At 30.4% G+C, this 21,867-nt stretch carries 27 protein-coding genes; 13 read left to right on the top strand and 14 right to left on the bottom strand.

What is annotated here, in order from left to right; all coding sequences use genetic code 11:
* Positions 1–125 precede the first annotated feature (125 nt).
* Together EV195_RS02000 and EV195_RS01995 are read left to right on the top strand one after the other, a co-directional pair.
* Positions 126–2,417, top strand: coding sequence for a M20/M25/M40 family metallo-hydrolase (locus EV195_RS02000; protein ID WP_132792210.1), 2,292 nt, complete (start codon positions 126–128; stop codon positions 2,415–2,417).
* A 64-nt stretch (positions 2,418–2,481) separates the two neighbouring features.
* A complete protein-coding gene (locus EV195_RS01995) occupies positions 2,482–2,763 on the top strand; it encodes a Sec-independent protein translocase subunit TatA/TatB (RefSeq protein WP_132792207.1) in 282 nt (93 codons plus the stop codon).
* Between the two features lie 9 nt (positions 2,764–2,772).
* Here the strand turns inward: EV195_RS01995 and EV195_RS01990 are convergent, their stop codons facing one another.
* The 4 genes from EV195_RS01990 to EV195_RS01975 form a co-directional block, all read right to left on the bottom strand.
* Positions 2,773–3,414, bottom strand: a complete 642-nt coding sequence (locus tag EV195_RS01990) for an O-methyltransferase (RefSeq protein ID WP_132792204.1) — start codon at positions 3,412–3,414, stop codon at positions 2,773–2,775.
* A 98-nt stretch (positions 3,415–3,512) separates the two neighbouring features.
* Positions 3,513–3,776, bottom strand: coding sequence for a hypothetical protein (locus EV195_RS01985; protein WP_132792201.1), 264 nt, complete (start codon positions 3,774–3,776; stop codon positions 3,513–3,515).
* 3 nt (positions 3,777–3,779) lie between these two features.
* Positions 3,780–4,352, bottom strand: coding sequence for a sigma-70 family RNA polymerase sigma factor (locus EV195_RS01980; RefSeq protein WP_132792198.1), 573 nt, complete (start codon positions 4,350–4,352; stop codon positions 3,780–3,782).
* 14 nt (positions 4,353–4,366) lie between these two features.
* Positions 4,367–4,846 (bottom strand): nuclear transport factor 2 family protein, encoded by a 480-nt coding sequence (locus tag EV195_RS01975; protein ID WP_132792195.1) that lies wholly within the window; start codon positions 4,844–4,846, stop codon positions 4,367–4,369.
* Between the two features lie 111 nt (positions 4,847–4,957).
* Here EV195_RS01975 and panB point away from each other — a divergent pair, with 111 nt between their 5' ends.
* The 7 genes from panB to EV195_RS01940 all read left to right on the top strand — a co-directional run bounded on the left by panB (position 4,958) and on the right by EV195_RS01940 (position 9,204).
* The gene (panB, locus tag EV195_RS01970; RefSeq protein ID WP_132792192.1) at positions 4,958–5,776 is read left to right on the top strand and encodes a 3-methyl-2-oxobutanoate hydroxymethyltransferase; all 819 of its coding nucleotides are present in this window, start codon (positions 4,958–4,960) and stop codon (positions 5,774–5,776) included.
* 18 nt (positions 5,777–5,794) lie between these two features.
* Positions 5,795–6,187, top strand: coding sequence for an RDD family protein (locus tag EV195_RS01965; RefSeq protein WP_132792189.1), 393 nt, complete (start codon positions 5,795–5,797; stop codon positions 6,185–6,187).
* A gap of 12 nt (positions 6,188–6,199) precedes the next feature.
* The gene (locus EV195_RS01960) at positions 6,200–7,138 is read left to right on the top strand and encodes a 2-hydroxyacid dehydrogenase (RefSeq protein ID WP_132792186.1); all 939 of its coding nucleotides are present in this window, start codon (positions 6,200–6,202) and stop codon (positions 7,136–7,138) included.
* Between the two features lie 27 nt (positions 7,139–7,165).
* Positions 7,166–7,576, top strand: a complete 411-nt coding sequence (locus EV195_RS16920) for a response regulator transcription factor (RefSeq protein ID WP_132792183.1) — start codon at positions 7,166–7,168, stop codon at positions 7,574–7,576.
* A 93-nt stretch (positions 7,577–7,669) separates the two neighbouring features.
* Entirely contained in the window at positions 7,670–8,176 is a 507-nt protein-coding gene (locus EV195_RS01950) for a DUF4199 domain-containing protein (RefSeq protein ID WP_132792180.1), read from the top strand.
* 7 nt (positions 8,177–8,183) lie between these two features.
* Positions 8,184–8,642, top strand: coding sequence for a DUF1801 domain-containing protein (locus EV195_RS01945; RefSeq protein ID WP_132792177.1), 459 nt, complete (start codon positions 8,184–8,186; stop codon positions 8,640–8,642).
* A gap of 172 nt (positions 8,643–8,814) precedes the next feature.
* Positions 8,815–9,204 (top strand): VOC family protein, encoded by a 390-nt coding sequence (locus tag EV195_RS01940; protein ID WP_132792174.1) that lies wholly within the window; start codon positions 8,815–8,817, stop codon positions 9,202–9,204.
* On the opposite strand, the gene EV195_RS01935 is transcribed toward EV195_RS01940, so the two are convergent.
* A complete protein-coding gene (locus EV195_RS01935) occupies positions 9,199–10,701 on the bottom strand; it encodes a hypothetical protein (protein ID WP_132792171.1) in 1,503 nt (500 codons plus the stop codon). The two genes, EV195_RS01940 and EV195_RS01935, sit on opposite strands and share 6 nt — an antisense overlap.
* Before the next feature lie 153 nt (positions 10,702–10,854).
* Between EV195_RS01935 and yiaA the strand changes: the two genes are divergently transcribed.
* Positions 10,855–11,340: an inner membrane protein YiaA gene (yiaA, locus tag EV195_RS01930; RefSeq protein WP_132792168.1), complete on the top strand. Its 486-nt coding sequence runs from the start codon at positions 10,855–10,857 to the stop codon at positions 11,338–11,340.
* Positions 11,341–11,446: 106 nt separating this feature from the next.
* Positions 11,447–11,947 carry a hypothetical protein gene (locus EV195_RS01925; protein ID WP_132792165.1) on the top strand — a complete coding sequence of 167 codons (501 nt, stop codon included), beginning with the start codon at positions 11,447–11,449 and terminating at the stop codon, positions 11,945–11,947.
* A gap of 63 nt (positions 11,948–12,010) precedes the next feature.
* Here EV195_RS01925 and EV195_RS01920 read toward each other — a convergent pair whose 3' ends face one another.
* From EV195_RS01920 to EV195_RS01890, 7 genes are all read right to left on the bottom strand, one after another.
* Complete coding sequence (locus tag EV195_RS01920) at positions 12,011–12,880, bottom strand: OmpA family protein (RefSeq protein WP_132792162.1); 870 nt, start codon at positions 12,878–12,880, stop codon at positions 12,011–12,013.
* A 120-nt stretch (positions 12,881–13,000) separates the two neighbouring features.
* The gene (locus EV195_RS01915) at positions 13,001–13,189 is read right to left on the bottom strand and encodes a hypothetical protein (RefSeq protein ID WP_132792159.1); all 189 of its coding nucleotides are present in this window, start codon (positions 13,187–13,189) and stop codon (positions 13,001–13,003) included.
* 32 nt (positions 13,190–13,221) lie between these two features.
* The gene (locus tag EV195_RS01910) at positions 13,222–13,488 is read right to left on the bottom strand and encodes a hypothetical protein (protein WP_132792156.1); all 267 of its coding nucleotides are present in this window, start codon (positions 13,486–13,488) and stop codon (positions 13,222–13,224) included.
* A gap of 108 nt (positions 13,489–13,596) precedes the next feature.
* Complete coding sequence (locus EV195_RS01905; RefSeq protein WP_132792153.1) at positions 13,597–14,082, bottom strand: LytR/AlgR family response regulator transcription factor; 486 nt, start codon at positions 14,080–14,082, stop codon at positions 13,597–13,599.
* Between the two features lie 87 nt (positions 14,083–14,169).
* Complete coding sequence (locus EV195_RS01900) at positions 14,170–15,981, bottom strand: GNAT family N-acyltransferase (protein WP_132792150.1); 1,812 nt, start codon at positions 15,979–15,981, stop codon at positions 14,170–14,172.
* A 48-nt stretch (positions 15,982–16,029) separates the two neighbouring features.
* Complete coding sequence (locus EV195_RS01895) at positions 16,030–17,286, bottom strand: aspartate kinase (RefSeq protein WP_132792147.1); 1,257 nt, start codon at positions 17,284–17,286, stop codon at positions 16,030–16,032.
* Complete coding sequence (locus EV195_RS01890) at positions 17,273–17,758, bottom strand: GNAT family N-acetyltransferase (protein ID WP_132792144.1); 486 nt, start codon at positions 17,756–17,758, stop codon at positions 17,273–17,275. Before EV195_RS01890 ends, EV195_RS01895 begins: the two co-directional genes overlap by 14 nt.
* 188 nt (positions 17,759–17,946) lie before the next feature.
* Here EV195_RS01890 and fbp point away from each other — a divergent pair, with 188 nt between their 5' ends.
* Positions 17,947–18,954 carry a class 1 fructose-bisphosphatase gene (gene fbp / locus EV195_RS01885; protein ID WP_132792141.1) on the top strand — a complete coding sequence of 336 codons (1,008 nt, stop codon included), beginning with the start codon at positions 17,947–17,949 and terminating at the stop codon, positions 18,952–18,954.
* Positions 18,955–19,086: 132 nt separating this feature from the next.
* Positions 19,087–19,695, top strand: coding sequence for a superoxide dismutase (locus EV195_RS01880; RefSeq protein WP_132792138.1), 609 nt, complete (start codon positions 19,087–19,089; stop codon positions 19,693–19,695).
* A 334-nt stretch (positions 19,696–20,029) separates the two neighbouring features.
* Here EV195_RS01880 and EV195_RS01875 read toward each other — a convergent pair whose 3' ends face one another.
* Positions 20,030–20,623, bottom strand: a complete 594-nt coding sequence (locus EV195_RS01875; RefSeq protein ID WP_132792135.1) for a TetR/AcrR family transcriptional regulator — start codon at positions 20,621–20,623, stop codon at positions 20,030–20,032.
* Between the two features lie 84 nt (positions 20,624–20,707).
* On the bottom strand, positions 20,708–21,853 hold the full coding sequence (locus EV195_RS01870; RefSeq protein WP_132792132.1) for a cystathionine gamma-synthase: 1,146 nt from the start codon (positions 21,851–21,853) through the stop codon (positions 20,708–20,710).
* Positions 21,854–21,867 lie beyond the last annotated feature (14 nt).

Here is a 21,867-nt window from a genome sequence, read left to right as displayed (position 1 = left end):
AATTTTCCTATTTTTAATACCAGTAAAATTGACTTATTAAATTTCTATTATATTGAAATCAAAACACAGTATTTGGTCCTTTAAAAATTGCATCCACAACCACGTTGTTAAAAAGAAAAAAACGAATGAATACAACCAGTAAAACATTTACCCTATTTATTATATTATTAGGTATTTATTGGGGATTTCATGATATGAAACCTACATTTAATGAGGATAAAGAAGTATCCTCAGAAGAATTATCTATCAATAATGCTTTATATCATTTAAAAAATATTTCTAAAAAACCTCATCACGTAGGTACAGATGAACATAAAAAAGTTCAAGAATATTTATTTAATGAACTTAAAAAAATAGGATTACAACCAGAAATACAAACAGCAACTGTATTTAATAAAAAATGGAGAGCTGGTGCTACTGTAGAAAACATAGTTGCTAAAATTAAGGGAAGTACCAACAGAAAGTCTTTACTTGTTGCGAGTCATTATGATAGTAATCCTCATTCTTCCATTGGTGCTTCTGATGCTGGTTCTGGTGTTGTAACTATTTTAGAAGGAATTCGTGCTTTTTTAGCTAAAAACATAACTCCTAAAAACGATATTATTATTCTTTTTTCTGATGCAGAAGAACTAGGGTTACTTGGAGCTGAAGCATTTGTAAAACATCATCCCGAAGCAAAAAATGTTGGTTTAGTTTTAAATTTTGAAGCAAGAGGTAGTGGCGGACCTAGCTATATGCTTATGGAAACCAATGGTAAAAATAGTACGCTTATAAAAGAATTTTTGAAAGCGAATCCAAAATATCCTGCAGCTAACTCGTTAATGTACAGTATTTATAAAATGCTTCCAAATGACACTGATTTAACCGTGTTTAGAGAAGGTGCTGATATTAACGGATTTAATTTTGCTTTTATTGGAGATCATTTTGATTACCATACAGCTCAAGACAATTATGAACGATTAGATCGTTCTTCCTTGGCACATCAAAAAGATTATTTTGTAAGTGGTTTGCATCATTTTTCTTCGATTGATTTATCAAAATTAGATAGTGATACAGATTTTGTTTTTGTTAATTTTCCAATTATCGGATTACTAACGTTCCCTTTTTCATGGATTATACCATTAATTCTAATAACAACACTATTTTTGTTTGCAATAGTTTTTATAGGAATAAGAAAAAAGACAATTACAATTGTTGGAATAGTAAAAGGAAGCATTCCATTTCTCTTATCGCTTATATCTTGTACGGGTATTACTATTTTATTGTGGAAAGTAATAGTTATTTTACATCCTTCATACAATGATATTTTACACGGATTTACCTATAATGGTTATTATTACATCACTGCTTTTAGCTTCTTAAATATTTGGTTAGTTTTTAAAATCTATAATCAATTTCTCCAAATAAAAGCTGTTGATTTATTAGTCTTCCCTACGCTATTTTGGATTCTAATTAATCTTTTAATTCATCAATACATCAAGGGAGCTGCTTTCTTCTTAATTCCTGTTTTTACAGCTTTAATAGTATTAGCAATTCTTATTAAGGACAATAAAAAAATAAAGAACTTAACCATCACAATCTTATTTATTCCAACACTTTACATTTTTGGACCTTTAATAAAAATGTTTCCTGTTGGTATAGGGTTAAAAAACCTTTTCACTTCTGCTATTTTTATTGCTTTAGTTTCTGGGCTATTGATTCCTATTTTTCATCAGAAGAAAAGAAAAAATCAATGGGTTAAATTAGCTGGTTTTGGAAGTATTATTTTCTTTTTTTTAGCAACAATTAATAGCGGATTTTCAGAGGACAGAAAAAAGCCAAATAGTTTGGTATATATCCAAAACATCGATACTAAAACTGCTTTTTGGGGAACGTATAATAAAACTTTAGATAACTATACTAAACAAATATTTGATAAAAGCTTTTCTGAAGGAAGTATTGAAAATGCTGAAACCGTAAATAAATACAACAGGAAATTTAATTATTTAAAAAAGGCAGATTACAAAGAAATAAAAACCTCAATAATCCAAACTAATTTAGATACAATTATAGGAAATGAACGTGAGGTTTGGCTAACCATACAACCTCAAAGAGACATTACTAAATACGAGGTATTTAATAATGAAAAAATACAATTATCATCTTTACAAGCTAACTCGGTAAATATTTACGATAGCATTACGGATTTAAAAAAGCAAACGCTTTTAATTTATCATTTGGGAAATCAGGATAGGGAATTACAACTTAAAATTAAGTTTCCAAAAGATCAAAAGCTAAACTTTACTTTAAATGAAATTTCAAATGACTTGCTCACTCATCCTTCGTTTAATTTAAAATTCAGAGATGAAAAAATGATGCCAATGCCTTTTGTTACTAACGATGCTATTATTAGTAGTAAAGCAATAATTATTGAATAAATTTAATTGTTTTTTATACTAATAAGAAAAAACAAGGTAGTGTATTTTATGTATCTTTGTAGCCATGAACTTAGTAGTATTATTCATAAGCGGTCCTGAAATTTTTGTGATTTTTGCAATTGTATTAATTGTATTTGGACCTAATAAAATTCCTGAAATAGCACGTGGATTAGGGAAAGGTATGCGTCAAGTAAAAGATGCAACTAATGAAATTAAAAGAGAGATTAACGATAGTGCTAAAAATCAAGGGTTAGATACAGATATTGTATCTGACATTAATAAAGAAGTAAACGAAGTTAAAGATAATATAGACGATTTAACCGGACCTATCAAAAGAAATATGTAGAGCAAGTTTTTACTTTACTCTACTTACAGTTAAACCATCTCTAATCGGTAATAAAACAGTTTCTATTCTATCATCTTCATTTAATAGACGATTATACTCAAGTAGAACTTTTGTATCAATATCTTTTTCATCCAAAGGTTCCACTACTTTTCCACTCCATAATACATTATCTGATAAAATAATTCCTCCTTTATTCATTTTTCCAATTATTAATTCAAAATAATTAAGGTAGTTAGATTTATCTGCATCAATAAAAACTAAATCGAATGTATCTTCTATGGTAGGTATAATTTCAATAGCATTCCCTACATACTGTTGTATCTGATGTCCAAACGGAGATTTTTCAAAATACTTTGATTGTAATTCTTCTAATTCCTCATTTTTATCAATAGTATGTAACCTTCCTTCCTCTTGAAGCCCTTCTGCTAAACACAGTGCAGAGTACCCAGTATAAGTTCCTATTTCTAAAATGGTTTTTGGAGAAATCAACTTCGAAATTATGCTCAAAACCCTTCCTTGAAAAGCGCCGCTTAACATTCTAGGATTTAAAACTTTTTGCCAAGTTTCTCTACTTAACTCTTTCAACAATTTAGGTTCTTGTTGAGAGTGACTTACAACATAATTATCAATATCTTCAGGTAAAAAGTGCATGTATATAATTTAAAAAAACGGAATTTACCTAAATTTAAGTGAACTCCGTTTCAATCTAACAAAAAATCAAAAACGTTCTTTTAATTCATTAAAAGAAACTAACTTGACATTTCTTTTAATTTTTCTTTTAATAATTCTTTGTCTTCTTCTTTCATACAATGAACATGATTTTTACAGTCTATAGCTTTTGCTCTAAATATATCTGTTAACTTGGCATTTTGTTTAGAATACATTGCACAAATCTTACAAACGGCTATATGAATGTTTAGCTTTACCTTCTCTAAGAGAGTAGCTTCATTGTATTGAGATTTATTACAAATCTCGTTTGCTTCTTGACAGGTAATTTTAAAAAATTTAAACATTTGTTATTTATTGAACCAATTTTTTTCCATGCAACTTCTCAGTTGCGTTCTTGCTCTATGGATGATCACCCAAAGGTTTGACGGAGTTATATCTAACTCCTTACAAATTTCTTCAGTTTCAAACTCTTGTATTGTTTTCATTCTGAAAACCATTGCATATTTCTCTGGTAAATGATCTATACAATCATCTATTTGGTTTTTTAATTCTTCATTTTCTATTTCTTTCTCGGTCTCACTATCCCAAGATTGTGGTACGCGTTCTTCTATCCAACTACCTTCATTTTCTCCATCTTCATAAAAACTCATTCGAACCTCTGCTTGTCCTTTTTTAGAGTTTATTTTTCGGTAATAGTCAATAATTTTACGCTTCAGGATAGAAATCAACCAAGTTCTTTCGGTCGATTTTCCCTCGAAATTTTTTGCAGATCTTAAGCCTGCAAAAAAAGTTTCTTGAACTAAATCCTTCGCAATATCAGAATTATTCACTCTAACTATTGCATAATTAAACAGATAGTCTGAATAGCTATCTACCCAAGTATCAGGATCTAAAAGTTGGTTTTTACTAGTTTCACTCACGCTTTAAAGATACATTATTTTTTTTCTTCAACTACTTTACAACCTGCTCTCTTTCTCATATCAACTAAATAAATAATTTCCCATTTGCCATTATTGTTAAACAACTGAAATGAATTGGCTCCGCAATGACTAAACTTGTCGTTAAAATAAAATTCATAAGGTGTCCAAACTGAAGCCAAATTACCATCAATTTTTATGTCATATGATAGTAATTTTTCGAAATATACATCTTCTTTTTTCTTACCAGCAATCCCTTTTAATAGCTGATCTCTCTTTTGATCTCTTAATACTTTAACACCTTCTTTATTGGTGAATGTAGTTTGAATTTTAATATCTGCATGAAGTGTTTTACTCACTATAGAAGAGTCTCCTGCATGTAATCCTTCAAAAAAAGTGTCAATTACAGTTTTAATAGTGCTTTCTTCTGAAGTGTTTTGAGCTTGTAAATAAGTGCTTAAAAAAATACAGAATAATAATGTAAAAAGTTTTCTCATGGGTTTAGTTTTTAGTAAAACTAACAAAAAGTCGACTACTATATTCAAATTAACAATAGATTAACTTGTTTAGCCTATTTTGTCTATTTTTACCAAAATAAAAAACAACAAATGTCTGTAGCAAAAAAAGAATATAAAAAAGTTACTGTAAAGTCGTTAGTAGATATGAAGAGTAACAATGAAAAAATTTCAATGTTAACTGCGTATGACTATACAATGGCTAAAATTGTTGACGATGCTGGTATTGATGTAATTTTAGTTGGAGATTCTGCTTCTAATGTAATGGCAGGACACGAAACTACTTTACCAATTACCTTAGATCAAATGATTTATCATGCTAGTTCGGTAGTAAGAGCTATTGATCGTTGTTTAGTAGTAGTAGATTTACCTTTTGGATCTTATCAAGGAGATTCTAAAATAGCGTTAGGTTCTGCTATTAGAATTATGAAAGAATCTGGAGGACACGCCGTTAAGTTAGAAGGTGGTGCAGAAATTCAACAATCTATTTCTAGAATTTTAACAGCAGGAATTCCTGTAATGGGACATTTAGGCTTAACTCCTCAATCTATATATAAATTCGGAACGTACACTGTAAGAGCTAAGGAAGAAGAGGAAGCTATAAAGTTAAAAGAAGATGCTAAATTATTAGAAGAGTTAGGTTGCTTTGCTATTGTGTTGGAAAAAGTTCCTGCTAAACTAGCGCAAGAAGTTGCAGAAAGCATATCGATTCCTGTAATCGGAATTGGAGCTGGTAGTGGTGTAGACGGACAAGTTTTAGTAATGCACGATATGTTAGGTATGACACATGAGTTCAATCCTCGTTTTTTACGTAGGTATTTAGACTTACACACAGAAATGACCAATGCTTTTAAGCAATATATTTCTGATGTAAAAAGCGTTGATTTCCCTAATGAGAAAGAGCAGTATTAGAATTTTTAATACTAAATAATGAACCAAAATTATCCTGGTATTTTTATACGAATTAAAGCAGCTTTTGTTGATGCTGTTTTTTTAATAATTGCATCTTTAGCTGCATCAGATATATTTTCTAATTTACCTGACTCATCAGAGTACTTAAGGGCGTTCTTTTATATTCTTATCTTTTTTCTATATGAACCTTTAATGGTTTCTATTTCAGGAGCTACCATTGGACATCAAATCTTTAAAATAAAGGTAAGAAGAGTAAACACAAACAAAAAGATAAATCTCTTTCAAGCCATCTTAAGATTTGTTAGTAAAGCATTACTTGGTTGGGTTTCTTTTTTTACTATGATTACAAGTAAAAAAAATCAAGCTATTCATGACGAAATTGCAAATTCTATAGTTGTATTTGATAACTAATAATCAATATAAATGAAAGTCCTTCACCTCGACTCAAATCATCCTTTATTAATTCAACAGTTAGCTGATTTAGGTTATACGAATCATGAGGATTATACCTCTTCAAAAGACCAAATAGAAACTAAAATTCATGAATATGATGGAATTGTTATCAGAAGTAGGTTTACTATTGATAAACAGTTTCTAGATAATGCCACTAACCTAAAATTTATTGGTCGTGTGGGTGCTGGATTGGAAAATATTGATTGTGATTATGCACTACAAAAGAATATTGAATTAATTTCTGCTCCTGAAGGAAATAGAAATGCCGTTGGAGAGCATGCTCTAGGAATGTTACTTTCTTTATTCAACAAATTAAACAAAGCGGATAAAGAAGTTCGAGAAGGAAAATGGTTACGTGAAGAGAATCGAGGAATCGAATTGGACGGTAAAACAGTTGGTATTATTGGCTACGGAAATATGGGAAAAGCCTTTGCTAAAAAACTTAGAGGTTTTGATGTTGAGGTGTTGTGTTACGATATAAAACCAAATGTTGGCGACCAAAATTGCCGGCAAATTTCTCTTGAAGAATTACAAAAAAAAGCTGATGTATTAAGTCTTCATACGCCACAAACTGCATTAACTATGAATATGGTTAACGAATCGTTTATCAATGGTTTTAAAAACCCATTTTGGTTAATCAATACTGCAAGAGGAAAATCGGTGGTTACGAAAGATTTAGTTGCTGCCATTGAGTCTGGAAAAATATTAGGCGCAGGTTTAGACGTGCTAGAATATGAGAAAAAATCCTTTGAAAATCTTTTTACAGACACCCAGATGCCAGAAGCTTTTCAATATTTAATCAACTCAGAAAAAGTATTACTTTCTCCTCATGTAGCAGGATGGACCATAGAAAGCAACGAAAAATTAGCTCAAACAATTGTTGACAAAGTCAAAAAGAAATTCTGCTAGTTTAGTACTAATTTTTAACTTAGAAGCATGAAGAAAACAATTTTTGTTTTTAGTGCTTTAATAATTGCTTTACTGGTTTTATTTCAAATCAGTAAGTATTCAATTATTTCTGGAGGAATAAAAACTGAACTTGTTATTACTAGTATTGCTGTAGTTGCTTTTTTTATAGGCGCTATAATCAATAAAAAAGCAATTAAACCTTCAGAAGAAACTACATCAGAAATTAATCATCAGAAAATAAAAGAGCTTGAAATTACTTCAAGAGAATATGAAGTGTTAGCATTAATAGCAAAAGGATTCTCTAATAAAGAAATTGCAGCTACATTATTTCTATCTAAAAGCACTATAAAAACACACGTTTCGAATCTTCTGAATAAATTAAACGCAAAAAGAAGAACACAAGCCATTCAAATTGCTAAAGAACTAGAAATTATTTAGTTTTATACAAAAGTACTAGTAGTTTGGTACTTTAGTATGAGTCCTTTTTTCGTAAAGGAAACTACTTTTGAGCATCATTAAACCAAAACCTTTATGAAAAATACTATCATTAAATACGGTATCTATAGTATTCTCACAGCTTCCATTTTATTCTTTTTAGCATTAACTTTAGGAAAAACTTTTGACTACTCAACGCAAGAAATAATTGGTTACCTGTCCATGGTTGCCTCTCTTTCATTTGTGTATTTTGGAATAAAACATTTTCGAGATAATGAAAATAATGGCTCAGTAACTTTTATCAAAGCTTTAGTAATTGGTGTACTAATATCTACTTGCGCTGGAATTGGTTTTGGAATTATAGACTACATCTATACCACGCAAATCAATCCAGAATTTGCTTCAGAATATTTGGAGAAAAGTTTAGAAACAATGAAAAACACTTTAAGTCCGGAAGAATTTGAAATCAAAAGAAAAGAGCTAGTCCAACAAATGGAACAATATGGAGGTTCTGGTTTTATGGCATTTATCATGTTTGTAACCGTTTTAATTATTGGATTTATTATATCTTTAATTTCAGCATTATTTCTTCAACGCAAATAATCTAAACATGAAATACGAAGCATCGACACCAGAAGAATATATTAATCAGTTACCAGAAGACAGAAAACCAGTAATTGAAAAAATAAGAACAGTCATTAAAAAGAATCTTCCTGAAGGTTTTGAAGAAGGCATAAATTATAACATGTTAGGGTATTATGTTCCTCATTCAATTTATCCAGACGGTTATCATTGCGACCCAAAGCTTCCGTTACCATTTATGAATTTGGCTTCACAAAAGAATTCAGTGAATTTGTACCATAGCGGAATTTATGCTAATCCTGAAATTCATGATTGGTTTGTAAACGAATATCCAAAGCATAGCAATCGAAAATTAGACATGGGGAAAAGCTGTATCCGATTTAAAAAAATGGACGATATTCCTTATGATTTAATTGCCGAACTATGCACTAAAATTTCGGTGGAAAATTGGATAAACACTTATGAAACTAACGTAAAAAAGAAGTAATTTAAAGACTTACTGTCATTCCGAATTTATTTCGGAATCTCATAAAGCTATTTTAACTGTATTAATGAGAACCTGAAATAAATTCAGGTTGACGTTTACTTATAAGTATTTATTTAAAAAATAGTTGTTTCGAATATTTAATTAGAATTTAATAACAAAAAATTTATAACAAATGAAAAAAGGTAAAGTAACAGGTATAGGAGGTGTGTTTTTTAAAACTGAAGATGTTAACGAGACCAAAGAGTGGTATAAAAAACATTTAGGTTTTAATACAGACGATTGGGGTTGTACATTTTGGTGGAAAGATACTAACGACAATAAAGCCTCAACACAATGGAGTCCGTTTAAAAAAGACACCAACCACTTTCTTCCTTCAAAAAAGGATTTTATGGTAAATTATAGAGTTGAAAATTTAAAAGAATTATTAGCACAACTCAAAGCAGAAGGTGTAACTATTTTGGGAGATATTGAAGAGTACAGCTATGGTAAATTTGCTTGGATTGTTGATTTAGACGGCAACAAAATTGAGTTATGGGAACCTATAGATGAAGCTTTTTTATAAAGATTGAGCTTGTGCAATTAAATCTAAAGTAACATCATAAATCGGTTTTTTAATCATTTTGCTTTTTAACCAAGCATAAAAACTCATCACGAAAATATCTTCTTGTTTGGCTCCAATCCAATCAAAAGAATTTTTAACCGTATGTAGAAAACTTTCTGATGTTACTTCTTTTGGATTATCATAATATTGTGCTACATATTTCAAGAAAATCAAAACACGTTCCTGATTAACTTCCTTAAGATACGCTCCATATTGACGCCTAAATCTGGTTATTCTATTTTCAAATAAATCAAATTTATCGAGTTCAACAAGCAATAAAATTTCAATCAAACTTTTTTTAATAACCCATTCTTTTCCAACTTTTTCTAAATACCAATTATCGGTATGGTAAAGTTTAGACAATAAGCTATAAGATGCTTGTATTTCACCTTTTTGAAAATAAAACACTACTAAACTTAAATGTAAATCTAAAGCTCCAACAATATCAGAGTGTTTCTTTTTTATTAATACTTCTAAACGCTCTATTGCTTTATTCTGATTGTTCGTATAGTTTAAATTTAACGTATAGAGTAACTCATACTTTAACCTGAAAATTCGTTCATACTTTTTCTTATTCTTTAAAATCTCATTGTCCATTAATTGTAAAAAGCGCATCGATTTCTCGAATTGCTTCGTTCTAAATAAAGTATTGGCAATCATATATAAGACATGAATATGAAAAAATCGTTCCCTCACTTTATTAGGATGTTCTTCCAATATCTGATACATTTCTAACATGAACGATTCCACTTGTAAATAATCTTTCGACACAAATGCGGAAATACTTGCAATGGTTAATAATTGATATAAAGATTTAAAAGACAATGATTCACTAATATCAATATCTTGTTCATGAAGAATTTGTAAAACAATTTTTTGAAAATCGATTACCTCTCCTTTAGCTGTAATCTGGTGTAATATGGCTCTTACTTTAGCATAAACAATATTCAACTCTTCTTCTAATCGAGCTTGCTTTCTGTAATAATTAAATGCCTGAATCAATTCATCTAAATCTTCTTGATTGTTGGCATGCGCAAATTGAATTCTTAGATGATAAATTTCATTTAGATAAGGGTACAACTGATGTTCCTGGGCTATTTTAGCAGCTTTTTCCAGTAATTTATATCCCAGAACAAATTGTTGTTGTTCTAAAAATGAACGTGCAACCAAAATAAACTTGATAACTTCTACCTTTTCAGAATTCTCTTCTAGATTTAAGGTTGCTAAAAATTCGATTATAGATTCATATAGCCTTTTTCTTAGAGCATGATAAGCATCTTTCTTACCGTCTGAATACAACTTTTTACAAATCTCCTCAGAAGAAAATTTATTTGTGTGCAACAACTTAAATAATTCTATATTCTTTACATCTAACCTTTTGTTTTTTTTATTCAAAAAACTAATAAACCTAGAAGCATCTTCCGAAGAAAACGAAGAAATTAACGTATTCAAACTCATTTTATATCATCAGTTTTTATAAAACATCATCAGTAATTAAAATAAATAAACATAATTAAAAAAATAATATATCATCAGTTTTAAACAAAAATTGTTTTCCATAGCAACTTTCATCATCTCATCTTTGAAGTATAATTTTTAAAATAAATTATTATGGATTATCAAACAACAGTTTCAAATAAAGAAGCTACAAGCAAAAAAGAAAAAAAAGACAACAAGTTTTACGACCAAAAGCCAACAGCCGCATTTGTCGGAGCATCTTGGACTAGTTTATTTGTGGGAACAATTGCTTTTTGTATCGGTTTATGGAATGCCGATATGTTACTAAATGAAAAAGGATACTATTTTACTATTTTATTATTTGGTTTATTCTCGGTTATTTCTGTTCAAAAAGCAGTACGAGATAAATTGGAAGGAATTGAAGTTACACAAATGTACTACAGCATAAGTTGGGCTACCACCATTATTTCAATAGTACTATTAGTTATTGGTTTATGGAATGCCGATTTAGAATTAAGTGAAAAAGGATTTTATGGAATATCATTTTTGTTAAGTATTTATGCTGCAATTGCAGTTCAAAAGAACACAAGAGATATTGCGTATATCGAAAGAAATCAAAAATCAAAAGATTTGTTTTGATAATTCGATTAACAAACTAGTTAATCAAAAAACCCAACAATATGAGATTGTTGGGTTTCTTTTTATTTTATAAATTTGAGTGGTAACTAACTTTAAATCAAAAAAAATGTCTGAAGAAAACAAAAACGTAAATGATGAGATCAATGAAACTCATGAGAATATAGAAGATACTGTAAATGAAAGTACTGAAGAAACTTCAAAATCTGCTAAAGATGCGTTTCATGAAGCAGCTGATAAAGCTACAGAGATGGCCGGTGAAGCTAAGGAAGCGTTGAAAGAAGTTAAAGAAAAAGCAGGTGAATATGCAAAAGTTGCAGAAGAAAAAATCTCAGAGTTTGCTGGTGAAGCTGGTGAAAAATTAGCTGATTTAGCTGATGATGCGAAAGAGGCTTATAATGATGCAAAAGAGAAAGTAAACAAGTTATTAGAAAGTGAAGAAGCTCAAAAATTAAAAGCTAAAGCTGGAGAATTTGCTGAAGATGCTAAAGAAGCTTTAAGTGAAGCAGCAGAAAAAGCAGCCGATTTTGCAGAAGATGCAGCTGAAGAATTAAAAGAAGCAAAAGGAAAAGCCAAAGGATTCTTTCAAAGACTTTTCGGAAAAAAATAAACTCAAAAGCCTATCTTTTTACAGATAGGCTTTCTTTTTATTGAGGGATTATAAATAACCTTACTACGGGTTAAGCGTTTGTTCTTCTGCCATTAAGCCAAAAAACTTGTCTAAATTTGGAAGAATTACAATTCTAGTTCTACGATTTCTTGCTCTGTTCTTTGCTGTATTATTTTCTACTAAAGGAACTGAACTTCCTCTTCCTGCAGCAATTAATCTGTTTGGTGCAACTTTATATTTTTTCTCTAGTAATCGAACAATAGAAGTAGCTCTCTTTACACTTAAATCCCAGTTATCTTGAATAACCTCATTATTAATAGTTCTTGAATCTGTATGACCTTCAATCATAACATCCATACTAGGTTCCGAATTGATAACATTAGCTAATTGCTCAATTAACTTATATGCTTTTCTTTTTACGTTGTAACTTGCAGTATTAAATAATAAATTATCTGCTACAGATATCATTACTACCGTTTGATCAATATCGATATTTACATCATCAGAGTTTTCTAACTTAGAAGTATCAATTGATTTTTTTAAGTTATAAGCAATTGCTAAGTTCATTGAATCTTTCAATGTTTTTGCGTTTGCTAACTCAGCCAGATCTACATTTTTAAGTGTAGCTCTCATTTTTTCTTTCATCGAATTAGAGATAACAGCAGTGTTTCCTATCATATCTAATTTTACATTGTTCTCTTCTTTCAATGAAGAATTATAGCTTTTCAAAGAGTTGATTTTCTCGTTATAGTTTTCAACTCTTTTTTCAATTTTAGCAAATTTTGCTTCTAATTCTTGCTTTTCTAATGTAGTCTTTTGAAGGTTACCTTTTGTGTCTTGATATTGTTGCTCTAATTCAGCGTATTTTTTCTTTGATACACATGAACTCATTACAATAGCTAACGAACTTAGGAGGATTACGGTTTTTTTCATTTTATAGTTTTTGATTAAATCAGTTGTTAGCTTAACGACATACACCCAAAAATTATTGTAAAAAAAAACACCACTTATAAAAGTGATGTTTTTTTATTTATTGGTTTTTAATAATTAAAACTATCGGCAAGGTCCAAAATCTACAGTAACCCCGCCAGCACAAAATCCTATTAAAGTTCCGTTAATGCAACCTACTAAGGCTCTTCCTCCGTTGGGGCATTGGTAATTTAAAGAACCAAAACCTCCACTAATTACTCTTTGAGAATTCTTATTGATAGCTTTTCCTAAATTTAAAATTGATTTTTTCATTTTCTTAAGCTTTAATTGTTTCAATTCGTAAATTATGCCCAAACTTCAATTCCTCCTCCAGTAGGACGAATACCTCCACCACCAGTTCCAGTTGAGCCTCCTGAACCTCCACAATTTGGATGGTTAGTAATAATTGCAGGATAATTTAAATAACATTCACTTCCTTGACCTGGAATCAATTCATAATTTTTTCCATTGCACTGATATTGGCATTCTAACAATAACGGATTTCCCCCTTTAATCTCTTTCTGATCATTTTTTTTTAAAGCCTTTCCTAAGCTTAAAATTGATTTTTTCATTTTATTGAATTTTTAAAAGTTTCAATAAAACTATTTAATAATTATTAGTATTTTATAATAGTATTGATAAGCGTAGAGAATAATTTTTTAAAGTATGTATTTTAGGTTTTAAGTGCGATCGAGAATAAAACTCAATAACTTATTTTTATTTCTAGAAGAGACAATAATTTTTTCACCAGTTGATAGAATAATAGCTTCTTTTTTATAAATGGATTGCACAAATTTCATATTAACGAGAGTAGATCTACTAGCTCTAAAAAAATACTTTTTTGAGAAAAAATTGTCATAATATTTCAATGGCTTTGATACTAAATACTCTTTACCCTCATCAGTATAAAACTTTGTGTAATTTCCAGAGGCTTCACATTTAATAATTGAGTCGATTTCTAAACTAATGTAAGAATCATTTACATGAAGAAAAATTTTTTCAAGAATATTATCATTACTAAGAATAAAGTTTTCTAGAAGATCTGTTGTAAAAGTAGCTTCTTGTGAAAAAAGCTGCTGTAATTGTTTAATGGTCATTAACTTTTTTAGAGAGACTTCTATTTGGTTGTTAATTTGAACTATAATTACAGCTAACTCTTTCGTCATTTATAATTTATTTAAACGTAAATACTTTAAAACAGCATTTTTTAGTACGTTCAATAAAATGACAAAATGTTACTATAGAAATTGAAATTATTTTCCTTTCTGTAAATTTTCTTGAGCTTTTAATTCTAATTCTGCTTGAAATTCTTCTAAAACTGGTTTTACTGTACTTTCTGGTAAATCGGCTACTTTAATGTACATTAAACCATCGATAGCATTGTTAAATTTTGGATCAACATTAAAAGCTACTAAACGAGCATTTTGCTTAACGTATTTCTTAATTAAAACTGGAATTCTTAATGCTCCTGGTTCAATTTCATCAATTACTTTATCAAACTTATTCATATCTGACTGTGTAGCGTCAAATACAAAATCTTTATCTCCATCTTTCAGCTTTACCTTAAACTCTTTCTTTGGATGAATATATTGAGCTACATAAGGATCATAGTAATGCGACTTCATGAATTCAATCATCAACGATTTTGAAAATTCTGAAAATTGGTTACTAATACTTACCCCTCCCATTAAATATTTGTATCTAGGATAACGAAGTGTTACATGAACAATACCTTTCCATAATAAGAATAATGGCATCGGTTTTTGTTGATATTGCTTTATAATGAAAGCTCTACCCATTTCAATGGTCTTTTCCATCATTGGATGTAACTCTGGCTCAATCTTGAATAACGATTGAACGTAAAAACCATTTATTCCATATTTTTTATAAATATCTAAACCTAATCCCATTCGGTAAGCACCAACTACTTGATTTGTAGTGTTGTCCCATAATAACAAATGATGATAGTATCTATCAAACTTATCTAAATCAATAGCATTGTTTGTTCCTTCTCCAACTTCTCTAAATGTTATCTCTCTAAGTCTTCCTATTTCGTGTAGAATGTTTGGAATGTCTTTTGCCTCGGTAAAAAACACTTCATAATTCTTACTCTCTAACATTCTTTTACCGTGGTCTCTTAATCCGTCGATTTCTTTTTTAAATAACTCTGGACTCTTCTGAGAAGTAATCTTGCTAACTTTTTTCGGAATTTTTAGTTTTTGAGTTGAAATCAGTTTCTGATTTTTCTCAAATGGATTCGCCAACATATAGGTTTTCTTACGTAAAAATTCATAAAATGCAGGAATTTCTTTGTAACTATCTTGATCTGCAACCGAGATTGGTTTACCTATTCTAACTTTTATTACCCTGTTTTTTTGAGATAACAGCTCTGAAGGTAATTTTGCTGTTCGTAACGTATCACTAATTTTTGATAACACATAAAACAAACGGCTGTTTTTCGCATGAAAATAAATTGGAATTACAGGAACTTTCGCTTTCTTAATAAGCTTAACAGCTCCTTCTTCCCACTCTTTATCAACCATTAATTTTCCATCTCGATACGTCGAAACTTCACCTGCTGGAAATATTCCTAAAGGTTTACCTTCTCTTAAATGTAATAAGGCACTTTTAATTCCTGCAACACTAGATTTAGCATCCTTATGATCTTCAAAAGGATTTACAGGCATCACATAAGGTTTTAAAGGATCTACTCTATGTAATAAAAAATTAGCAATTATTTTATAATCTGGTCGATGCTCTACTAATAATCGTAATAATAAAATACCATCAATTCCTCCTAGTGGATGATTTGAAATCGTAATAAAAGGTCCTTCTTTAGGAATACGCTTAAAGTCTTCCTCCGGAATCTCAAAATCAATTTGAAATTCGTCTAATAGCCCTTTTAAAAATGGTAAATCGCTAAGATGCTTATGCTTGTTATATACTTTGTTTGCGGTAGAAATTCGTAATACTTTCATTAGTAACCAACCAATAAATGTTCCTACGATACCAAGTTTATCAACTTTTATAGCTTTTGCAACTTCTTTAGATGTAACTAAACCCATAAGTTTGGTGTTAACTTAAACCGCAAATATATAAGAAAATTGTTTGTGTTAGGCGTTTTCTTGAATAACTAACTGAGCTGTTTCTGTATTAATTTGTCTTATAATAGCTTTCCCTTTATCTTTTATACTCTCAATAGCCTGATCATTAAAATGACGTATAGTGTATAAAGTAACGTCTTTATAGGATTTAATAGTGAAGGTTGATTTTAGATCGTTATAAAATTTATCGAAGTTAAAAAACTTATCTTCAATACATACCGAAAAACTTATAGCTGAATTCTGAATTAAGTTTACCTTCAATTTATAATCATGTAACTTTTTAAAAACAGCACTTATATTATCTTCCACCATAAATGAAAAATCTTTAGCTGAAACCGAAACTAAAATCTGATTCTTTTTAACAATATAACAAGGCACTTCTGGCTCAATACCTTTTGTACCCGCTGAAACTGCAGTTCCATTTTTATCTAAATCGTCAAATGAACGTACAAATAGTGGAATTTGTTTTTGCTCTAATGGCTGAATAGTTTTCGGGTGAATAACAGAAGCACCGTAAAATGCCATTTCTATAGCTTCTGTATATGAAATATCTCTTAATAATTCTGTTTCTTCAAACACTCTTGGATCGGCATTTAACACACCTTCTACATCTTTCCAGATGGTTACGCTATCTGCATTCAAACAATACGCAAAAATCCCAGCAGTGTAATCTGAACCTTCTCTTCCTAAAGTGGTTGTATATTCTCCATTACTACCTAAGAAACCTTGAGTAATATTCAGTTTTGAAACATCTACTTTCTCTTTTATAATAGACTCCGTAAGTTCCCAATTTACTTTAGCATCTCTATAATTACTGTCAGTTTTTATGTATTCTCTTACATCCAAAAAGTTATTTTCAATTCCTATTTTGGTGAAGTAAGCACTTACAATGGTTGTAGATAATATTTCTCCGAAACCAACTAATTGATCGTATATATAGTTATAATCTTTAGAGGTATTTATAGCCATTCTACCTGCTAATTCTCCAAACAGATAGGTTACCTTTGTATAAATTTCATCATTTTTATCAAACAAGCCGTCCATCATTTCGATATGGAAACCCTTGATGGATTGTAAAGCTTCATTTAAATCATCAGTATTATCTACATATGCTTTAATCAATCGTTCAAAAGCATTGGTCATTTTTCCCATCGCAGAAATAACAACTAATGTGTTTTCAGTTCCTTCATGTTGTAACACACGTGCTACATTTCTCACTGCATCTGGATTTTGAACAGACGCTCCTCCAAACTTAAAAATTCTCATTTATAAATTTTTCTAAATTTTGTTTATTCATTTGTGCTACATCCCAATCTCTTAATACTTTTGCTCCTGTATTTTCGTAAAAGTCAATAGCATTGGTATTCCAATCTAGCACTTCCCATGCAACACGATTGTAACCATTATCGTACGCATATTTTAATACTGCCCCATATAATTCTTTACCAGCTCCTACACCTCTTTTAGAAGCAGTAACCATTAAATCTTCTAAATGAATTGCCTTTCCTTTCCATGTTGAATATCGTTCATAAAACAACGCCATTCCAATAATGGTTCCGTCAGATTCCTCAGCAACAAATGTTTTGAATCTTGGATTTTCTGAAAAACCATCTTTAATCAAATCTTCTACAGTAATTTCGACAGCTTCTGGCTCTTTTTCAAAAACAGCCAACTCTATAATTAAATCTAGAATTGATTGTACATCCTTTGCCTCTCCTTCTCTAATTTTAAAACTCATTTTTAAAAAATTTATGCAAAAATACCTTTTATGATACCTTGTTAAAAAAAATTACAATTTACAACACATCATATTCTTTTGTTGATTTTTTATCCAAATTTTCATTTCAAAAAATTACATAGCTAAAACGTTGTAGTTCTGTAAAAAGTTGTCATCTTTGTACTTTGTAAAACATTGTATGCTGCTTTATGTCTAAAAAAAATCAAACTCTTGGTGAGTTTATCATTGAAAACCAATCCTCTTTCAAGTACACTTCTGGAGAACTTTCAAGATTAATTAATTCTATACGACTTGCTGCTAAAGTAGTTAACCACGAGGTTAACAAAGCTGGTTTAGTTGATATTATTGGTGCTGCTGGAGAAACTAATATACAAGGGGAAGATCAACAAAAACTTGATGTTTATGCGAATGATAAATTTATTCAAACCCTTACGAATAGAAATATTGTATGTGGAATAGCAAGTGAAGAAGAAGATGATTTTATAGTAGTTAATAGTCAAGATGAAAATCATCAAAATAAATACGTTGTTTTAATAGACCCTCTTGATGGTTCTTCTAATATTGACGTAAACGTTTCTGTTGGTACTATCTTTTCTGTTTACAGAAGAGTAACACCTGTAGGAACTCCTGTTACTATTGAAGATTTCCTACAAAAAGGAAGTGAGCAAGTTGCTGCTGGTTATGTGGTGTATGGAACATCAACAATGATTGTTTATACAACTGGTGATGGTGTAAATGGATTTACGCTGAATCCAGCAATTGGAACTTTTTACCTTTCGCATCCAAATATGGAGTTTCCAGAGGATGGTAAAATATATTCTGTAAATGAAGGGAATTACATTCACTTTCCGTTAGGAATAAAAAAATACATTAAATACTGTCAAGAAGAAGAAGGAGATAGACCTTACACAAGCAGATATATAGGTTCTTTAGTATCAGATTTTCATAGAAATATGATCAAAGGAGGTATTTATATGTATCCTAAAAGTTCCAAAAACTCTAACGGTAAATTGCGTTTATTATACGAATGTAATCCAATGGCTTTTTTAGCTGAGCAAGCAAATGGTAAAGCTAGTGATGGTTTTGAGAGAATTATGGACATTCAACCTACCGAATTACATCAACGAGTTCCTTTTTTATGTGGAAGTAAAAACATGGTGGAAAAGGCAGAGGAGTTTATGCGTGAGTATTCATAAGTACACCATAACTTTATGTTATAATAAAAACTTATCACTATATAAGAATCTAATAGGACTACGAATTGTTAGTCCTATTTTTTTGCAGTAAATTTGTATAAGTAAATTAGTAATCAAATAAACAAAAATAATATGGCTTTTGAATTACCAGAATTAGGATACGCTTACGATGCGTTAGAACCAAATATAGATGCAAGAACAATGGAGATACACCATACTAAGCATCACAACGGATATACAGCTAAATTAAACGCTGCAATTGAAGGAACTGATTTAGAAGGAAAATCTATTGAAGATATTTTAACTAATTTAGATATGAGCAACGGTGCTGTTCGTAATAATGGAGGAGGTTTTTACAATCACTCTTTATTTTGGACAGTAATGAATCCTGAAGATAGAGGATATTTATCAGGTGAATTAAAAGATGCTATTGAAGCGGCGTTTGGATCTAAAGAAGCTTTTATTGAAGCATTTTCAAATGCAGCTGCTACTCAATTCGGATCTGGATGGGCATGGTTATGTGTACACAAAGGAGGTAAAGTTGAAGTATGCTCTACTCCAAACCAAGATAATCCTTTAATGCCAGGTGTTACTTGTGGAGGAACTCCTATTTTAGGATTAGATGTATGGGAACATGCTTACTACTTAAACTACCAAAACAGAAGACCAGATTATATTGATGCTTTCTTTAAAGTTATCAACTGGAATGAAGTTGAAAGAAGATATGCAGAGGCTAAATAATCCTCTAAAAAACTACTTAGAAAAATAAAAGCACCCAAATTGGGTGCTTTTTTTGTCGCTTAAACCGTTTTTGAAAGTGCAAAACTTTTAGACCCTTTCATTTAAAGTTTGTTGTTTGTTATATTTTAAGTAACATTTCTATTCAAAAAAGTTAAAAGCGATTGTGTCTTCAATAAATTCTTCATGGAAGACGATAGTAACAAATTAAAATACATAAGCGAACTCAACGTCAGGATGAAGAATCCGAACTCTGTTTCTTTTGGGATTATTTCTACTATTAAATTCATTATCTATATTGTTTTATACCAATTGGTATATTTTTAGTCAAAAAAATTTAAACTCTTAAATCATTCGTTATCATACTTTTCATTACATCCGCTAGATCATGTAGATAACTTCCATCTTTCATAACGTGAGACATATAAGCAGCGCCTTCAATCATATAGGCAAATCTTTTGGCGTATAGCTCACTGTTTACTTCACTTTTAATTTGGTTAGATTCCTTTGCTGCATCAATCAACTTAGTAAATTTTTCTAAAATTCTTTCATTATACGATCTCACTAATTTTGAAATCGAGGTTTGTTGATACTCAGAATCTACTCCAATATTTAAAATTGGACATCCTCCAAATTTTTTACTGTAACTATAATAGTTTCTGTAAAAACTGGAAACGTTAATTAATCTATCTAACGCTGTGTTCCCCTTAGCTACATGTGCGTTTAAATCTTTGAGTACGGTTCGTATAGAATAACGGAAAGCTTCAATGGCCAGTTCTTCTTTATTTTCGAAATGCCCATATATTGCTCCTTTGGTTAAACCTGTTGCTCTAGTTATTTCAGATAAACTCATTCCAGAGTACCCTTTTTTATTAAATAACGGTGCAACTGTCTCTAAAATATGTAATCTCGTCTTCTCAGATTTCAACATGTTTGACAAATATATAAAAATATACCAAACGGTATATTTTTTATTCAAAAAAAAGCGCTTTTTTTTTCGAAGTGCTTAATTATTCTAAGTTAAAGCCTTATTTAAATCATTCAATAAGTCCTCAATATTTTCAATTCCTACACTTAAACGAACCAAAGAATCGGTAATTCCAATCTTCAATCGGTCAGCTTCGGGTATTGATCCGTGCGTCATTGTAACAGGATGATTCGCTAGACTTTCTACTCCTCCTAAAGATTCAGCAAGTGTAAATAACTGTAAGCTTTCTAAAAATTTAAATGTCGCTTCTTTAGTATCTTCTTTTAATTTAAAAGAAACCATTCCACCAAAAGCACTCATTTGCTTTTTTGCTATTAAATGATTAGGATGATTTTCAAAACCAGGATAATAGACTACTCCCACCTTAGGATGATTTTGTAAAAACTCAGCTACAGCTTTTCCGTTTTCACAATGTCGTTGCATTCTAACATCCAGTGTTTTTATTCCTCGTAAGGCCAAAAAAGAATCCATTGGTCCTGCTATAGCACCTGCCGCAAATTGAATAAAATGAATTTCTTTAGCCAATTCTTCATTATTTACAACTAAAGCTCCCATCACTAAATCAGAGTGCCCTCCTATATATTTTGTAGCTGAATGCATTACAATATCAACTCCTAAATTTAATGGTTGCTGTAAATAAGGTGTAGCAAAAGTATTATCTACTGCAGTTAATATTTGTGCATCTACTGCCTTTACAGATGTAACAATTTTAGCTATATCTGCAATTTTCATTAATGGATTTGTAGGCGTTTCAATCCAAATTAATTTGGTATTAGCAGTAATTGCATTTGTAACATTTTGGATATTGTCCATATCGACATACTTGAAATGTAAACCATACTTTTCAAATAAATTTGTGAACATTCGATACGTTCCACCATATAAATCATCACCAGCTATTACCTCATCTCCAGGTTTAAGCAATCGTAAAACACAATCAATTGCAGCTAACCCTGAAGCAAATGCAAATCCATGAGTTCCATTTTCAATAGCAGCCAACGCTTTTTCTAATGCAGTTCTAGTTGGATTTGCAGATCTTGAATACGCATATCCTTTATGTACACCCGGACTAGATTGTGCATAAGTAGAAGTTTGAAAAATCGGAGGAATCACAGAACCAGTAGCTTCCTCTGGATGCTGACCTCCATGTATAACTTTCGTACTAAATTTCATTGGTTTGCATTTTT

Origin of the sequence: Tenacibaculum skagerrakense (genome assembly GCF_004345825.1) — a bacterium.
GTDB classification, from domain to species: Bacteria; Bacteroidota; Bacteroidia; order Flavobacteriales; family Flavobacteriaceae; genus Polaribacter; species Polaribacter skagerrakensis.
Note: the sequence above shows the minus strand (reverse complement) of the source record. Positions and strands in the feature narration are given on the sequence as shown.

What these genes read in the sequence shown, in the direction of transcription:
- EV195_RS01895 (WP_132792147.1), bottom strand. Translation starts at nt 17,286, where the DNA reads ATGAGAATTTTTAAGTTTGGAGGAGCGTCTGTTCAAAATCCAGATGCA.
- EV195_RS01910 (WP_132792156.1), bottom strand. Translation starts at nt 13,488, where the DNA reads ATGAAAAAATCAATTTTAAGCTTAGGAAAGGCTTTAAAAAAAAATGAT.
- EV195_RS01880 (WP_132792138.1), top strand. Translation starts at nt 19,087, where the DNA reads ATGGCTTTTGAATTACCAGAATTAGGATACGCTTACGATGCGTTAGAA.
- fbp (WP_132792141.1), top strand. Translation starts at nt 17,947, where the DNA reads ATGTCTAAAAAAAATCAAACTCTTGGTGAGTTTATCATTGAAAACCAA.
- EV195_RS01920 (WP_132792162.1), bottom strand. Translation starts at nt 12,880, where the DNA reads ATGAAAAAAACCGTAATCCTCCTAAGTTCGTTAGCTATTGTAATGAGT.
- EV195_RS01960 (WP_132792186.1), top strand. Translation starts at nt 6,200, where the DNA reads ATGAAAGTCCTTCACCTCGACTCAAATCATCCTTTATTAATTCAACAG.
- EV195_RS01875 (WP_132792135.1), bottom strand. Translation starts at nt 20,623, where the DNA reads ATGTTGAAATCTGAGAAGACGAGATTACATATTTTAGAGACAGTTGCA.
- EV195_RS16920 (WP_132792183.1), top strand. Translation starts at nt 7,166, where the DNA reads ATGAAGAAAACAATTTTTGTTTTTAGTGCTTTAATAATTGCTTTACTG.
- panB (WP_132792192.1), top strand. Translation starts at nt 4,958, where the DNA reads ATGTCTGTAGCAAAAAAAGAATATAAAAAAGTTACTGTAAAGTCGTTA.
- EV195_RS01950 (WP_132792180.1), top strand. Translation starts at nt 7,670, where the DNA reads ATGAAAAATACTATCATTAAATACGGTATCTATAGTATTCTCACAGCT.
- EV195_RS01975 (WP_132792195.1), bottom strand. Translation starts at nt 4,846, where the DNA reads ATGAGAAAACTTTTTACATTATTATTCTGTATTTTTTTAAGCACTTAT.
- EV195_RS01900 (WP_132792150.1), bottom strand. Translation starts at nt 15,981, where the DNA reads ATGGGTTTAGTTACATCTAAAGAAGTTGCAAAAGCTATAAAAGTTGAT.
- EV195_RS01990 (WP_132792204.1), bottom strand. Translation starts at nt 3,414, where the DNA reads ATGCACTTTTTACCTGAAGATATTGATAATTATGTTGTAAGTCACTCT.
- EV195_RS01965 (WP_132792189.1), top strand. Translation starts at nt 5,795, where the DNA reads ATGAACCAAAATTATCCTGGTATTTTTATACGAATTAAAGCAGCTTTT.
- EV195_RS01870 (WP_132792132.1), bottom strand. Translation starts at nt 21,853, where the DNA reads ATGAAATTTAGTACGAAAGTTATACATGGAGGTCAGCATCCAGAGGAA.
- EV195_RS01915 (WP_132792159.1), bottom strand. Translation starts at nt 13,189, where the DNA reads ATGAAAAAATCAATTTTAAATTTAGGAAAAGCTATCAATAAGAATTCT.
- EV195_RS01995 (WP_132792207.1), top strand. Translation starts at nt 2,482, where the DNA reads ATGAACTTAGTAGTATTATTCATAAGCGGTCCTGAAATTTTTGTGATT.
- EV195_RS01905 (WP_132792153.1), bottom strand. Translation starts at nt 14,082, where the DNA reads ATGACGAAAGAGTTAGCTGTAATTATAGTTCAAATTAACAACCAAATA.
- EV195_RS01945 (WP_132792177.1), top strand. Translation starts at nt 8,184, where the DNA reads ATGAAATACGAAGCATCGACACCAGAAGAATATATTAATCAGTTACCA.
- yiaA (WP_132792168.1), top strand. Translation starts at nt 10,855, where the DNA reads ATGGATTATCAAACAACAGTTTCAAATAAAGAAGCTACAAGCAAAAAA.
- EV195_RS01985 (WP_132792201.1), bottom strand. Translation starts at nt 3,776, where the DNA reads ATGTTTAAATTTTTTAAAATTACCTGTCAAGAAGCAAACGAGATTTGT.
- EV195_RS01935 (WP_132792171.1), bottom strand. Translation starts at nt 10,701, where the DNA reads ATGAGTTTGAATACGTTAATTTCTTCGTTTTCTTCGGAAGATGCTTCT.
- EV195_RS01925 (WP_132792165.1), top strand. Translation starts at nt 11,447, where the DNA reads ATGTCTGAAGAAAACAAAAACGTAAATGATGAGATCAATGAAACTCAT.
- EV195_RS01890 (WP_132792144.1), bottom strand. Translation starts at nt 17,758, where the DNA reads ATGAGTTTTAAAATTAGAGAAGGAGAGGCAAAGGATGTACAATCAATT.
- EV195_RS02000 (WP_132792210.1), top strand. Translation starts at nt 126, where the DNA reads ATGAATACAACCAGTAAAACATTTACCCTATTTATTATATTATTAGGT.
- EV195_RS01940 (WP_132792174.1), top strand. Translation starts at nt 8,815, where the DNA reads ATGAAAAAAGGTAAAGTAACAGGTATAGGAGGTGTGTTTTTTAAAACT.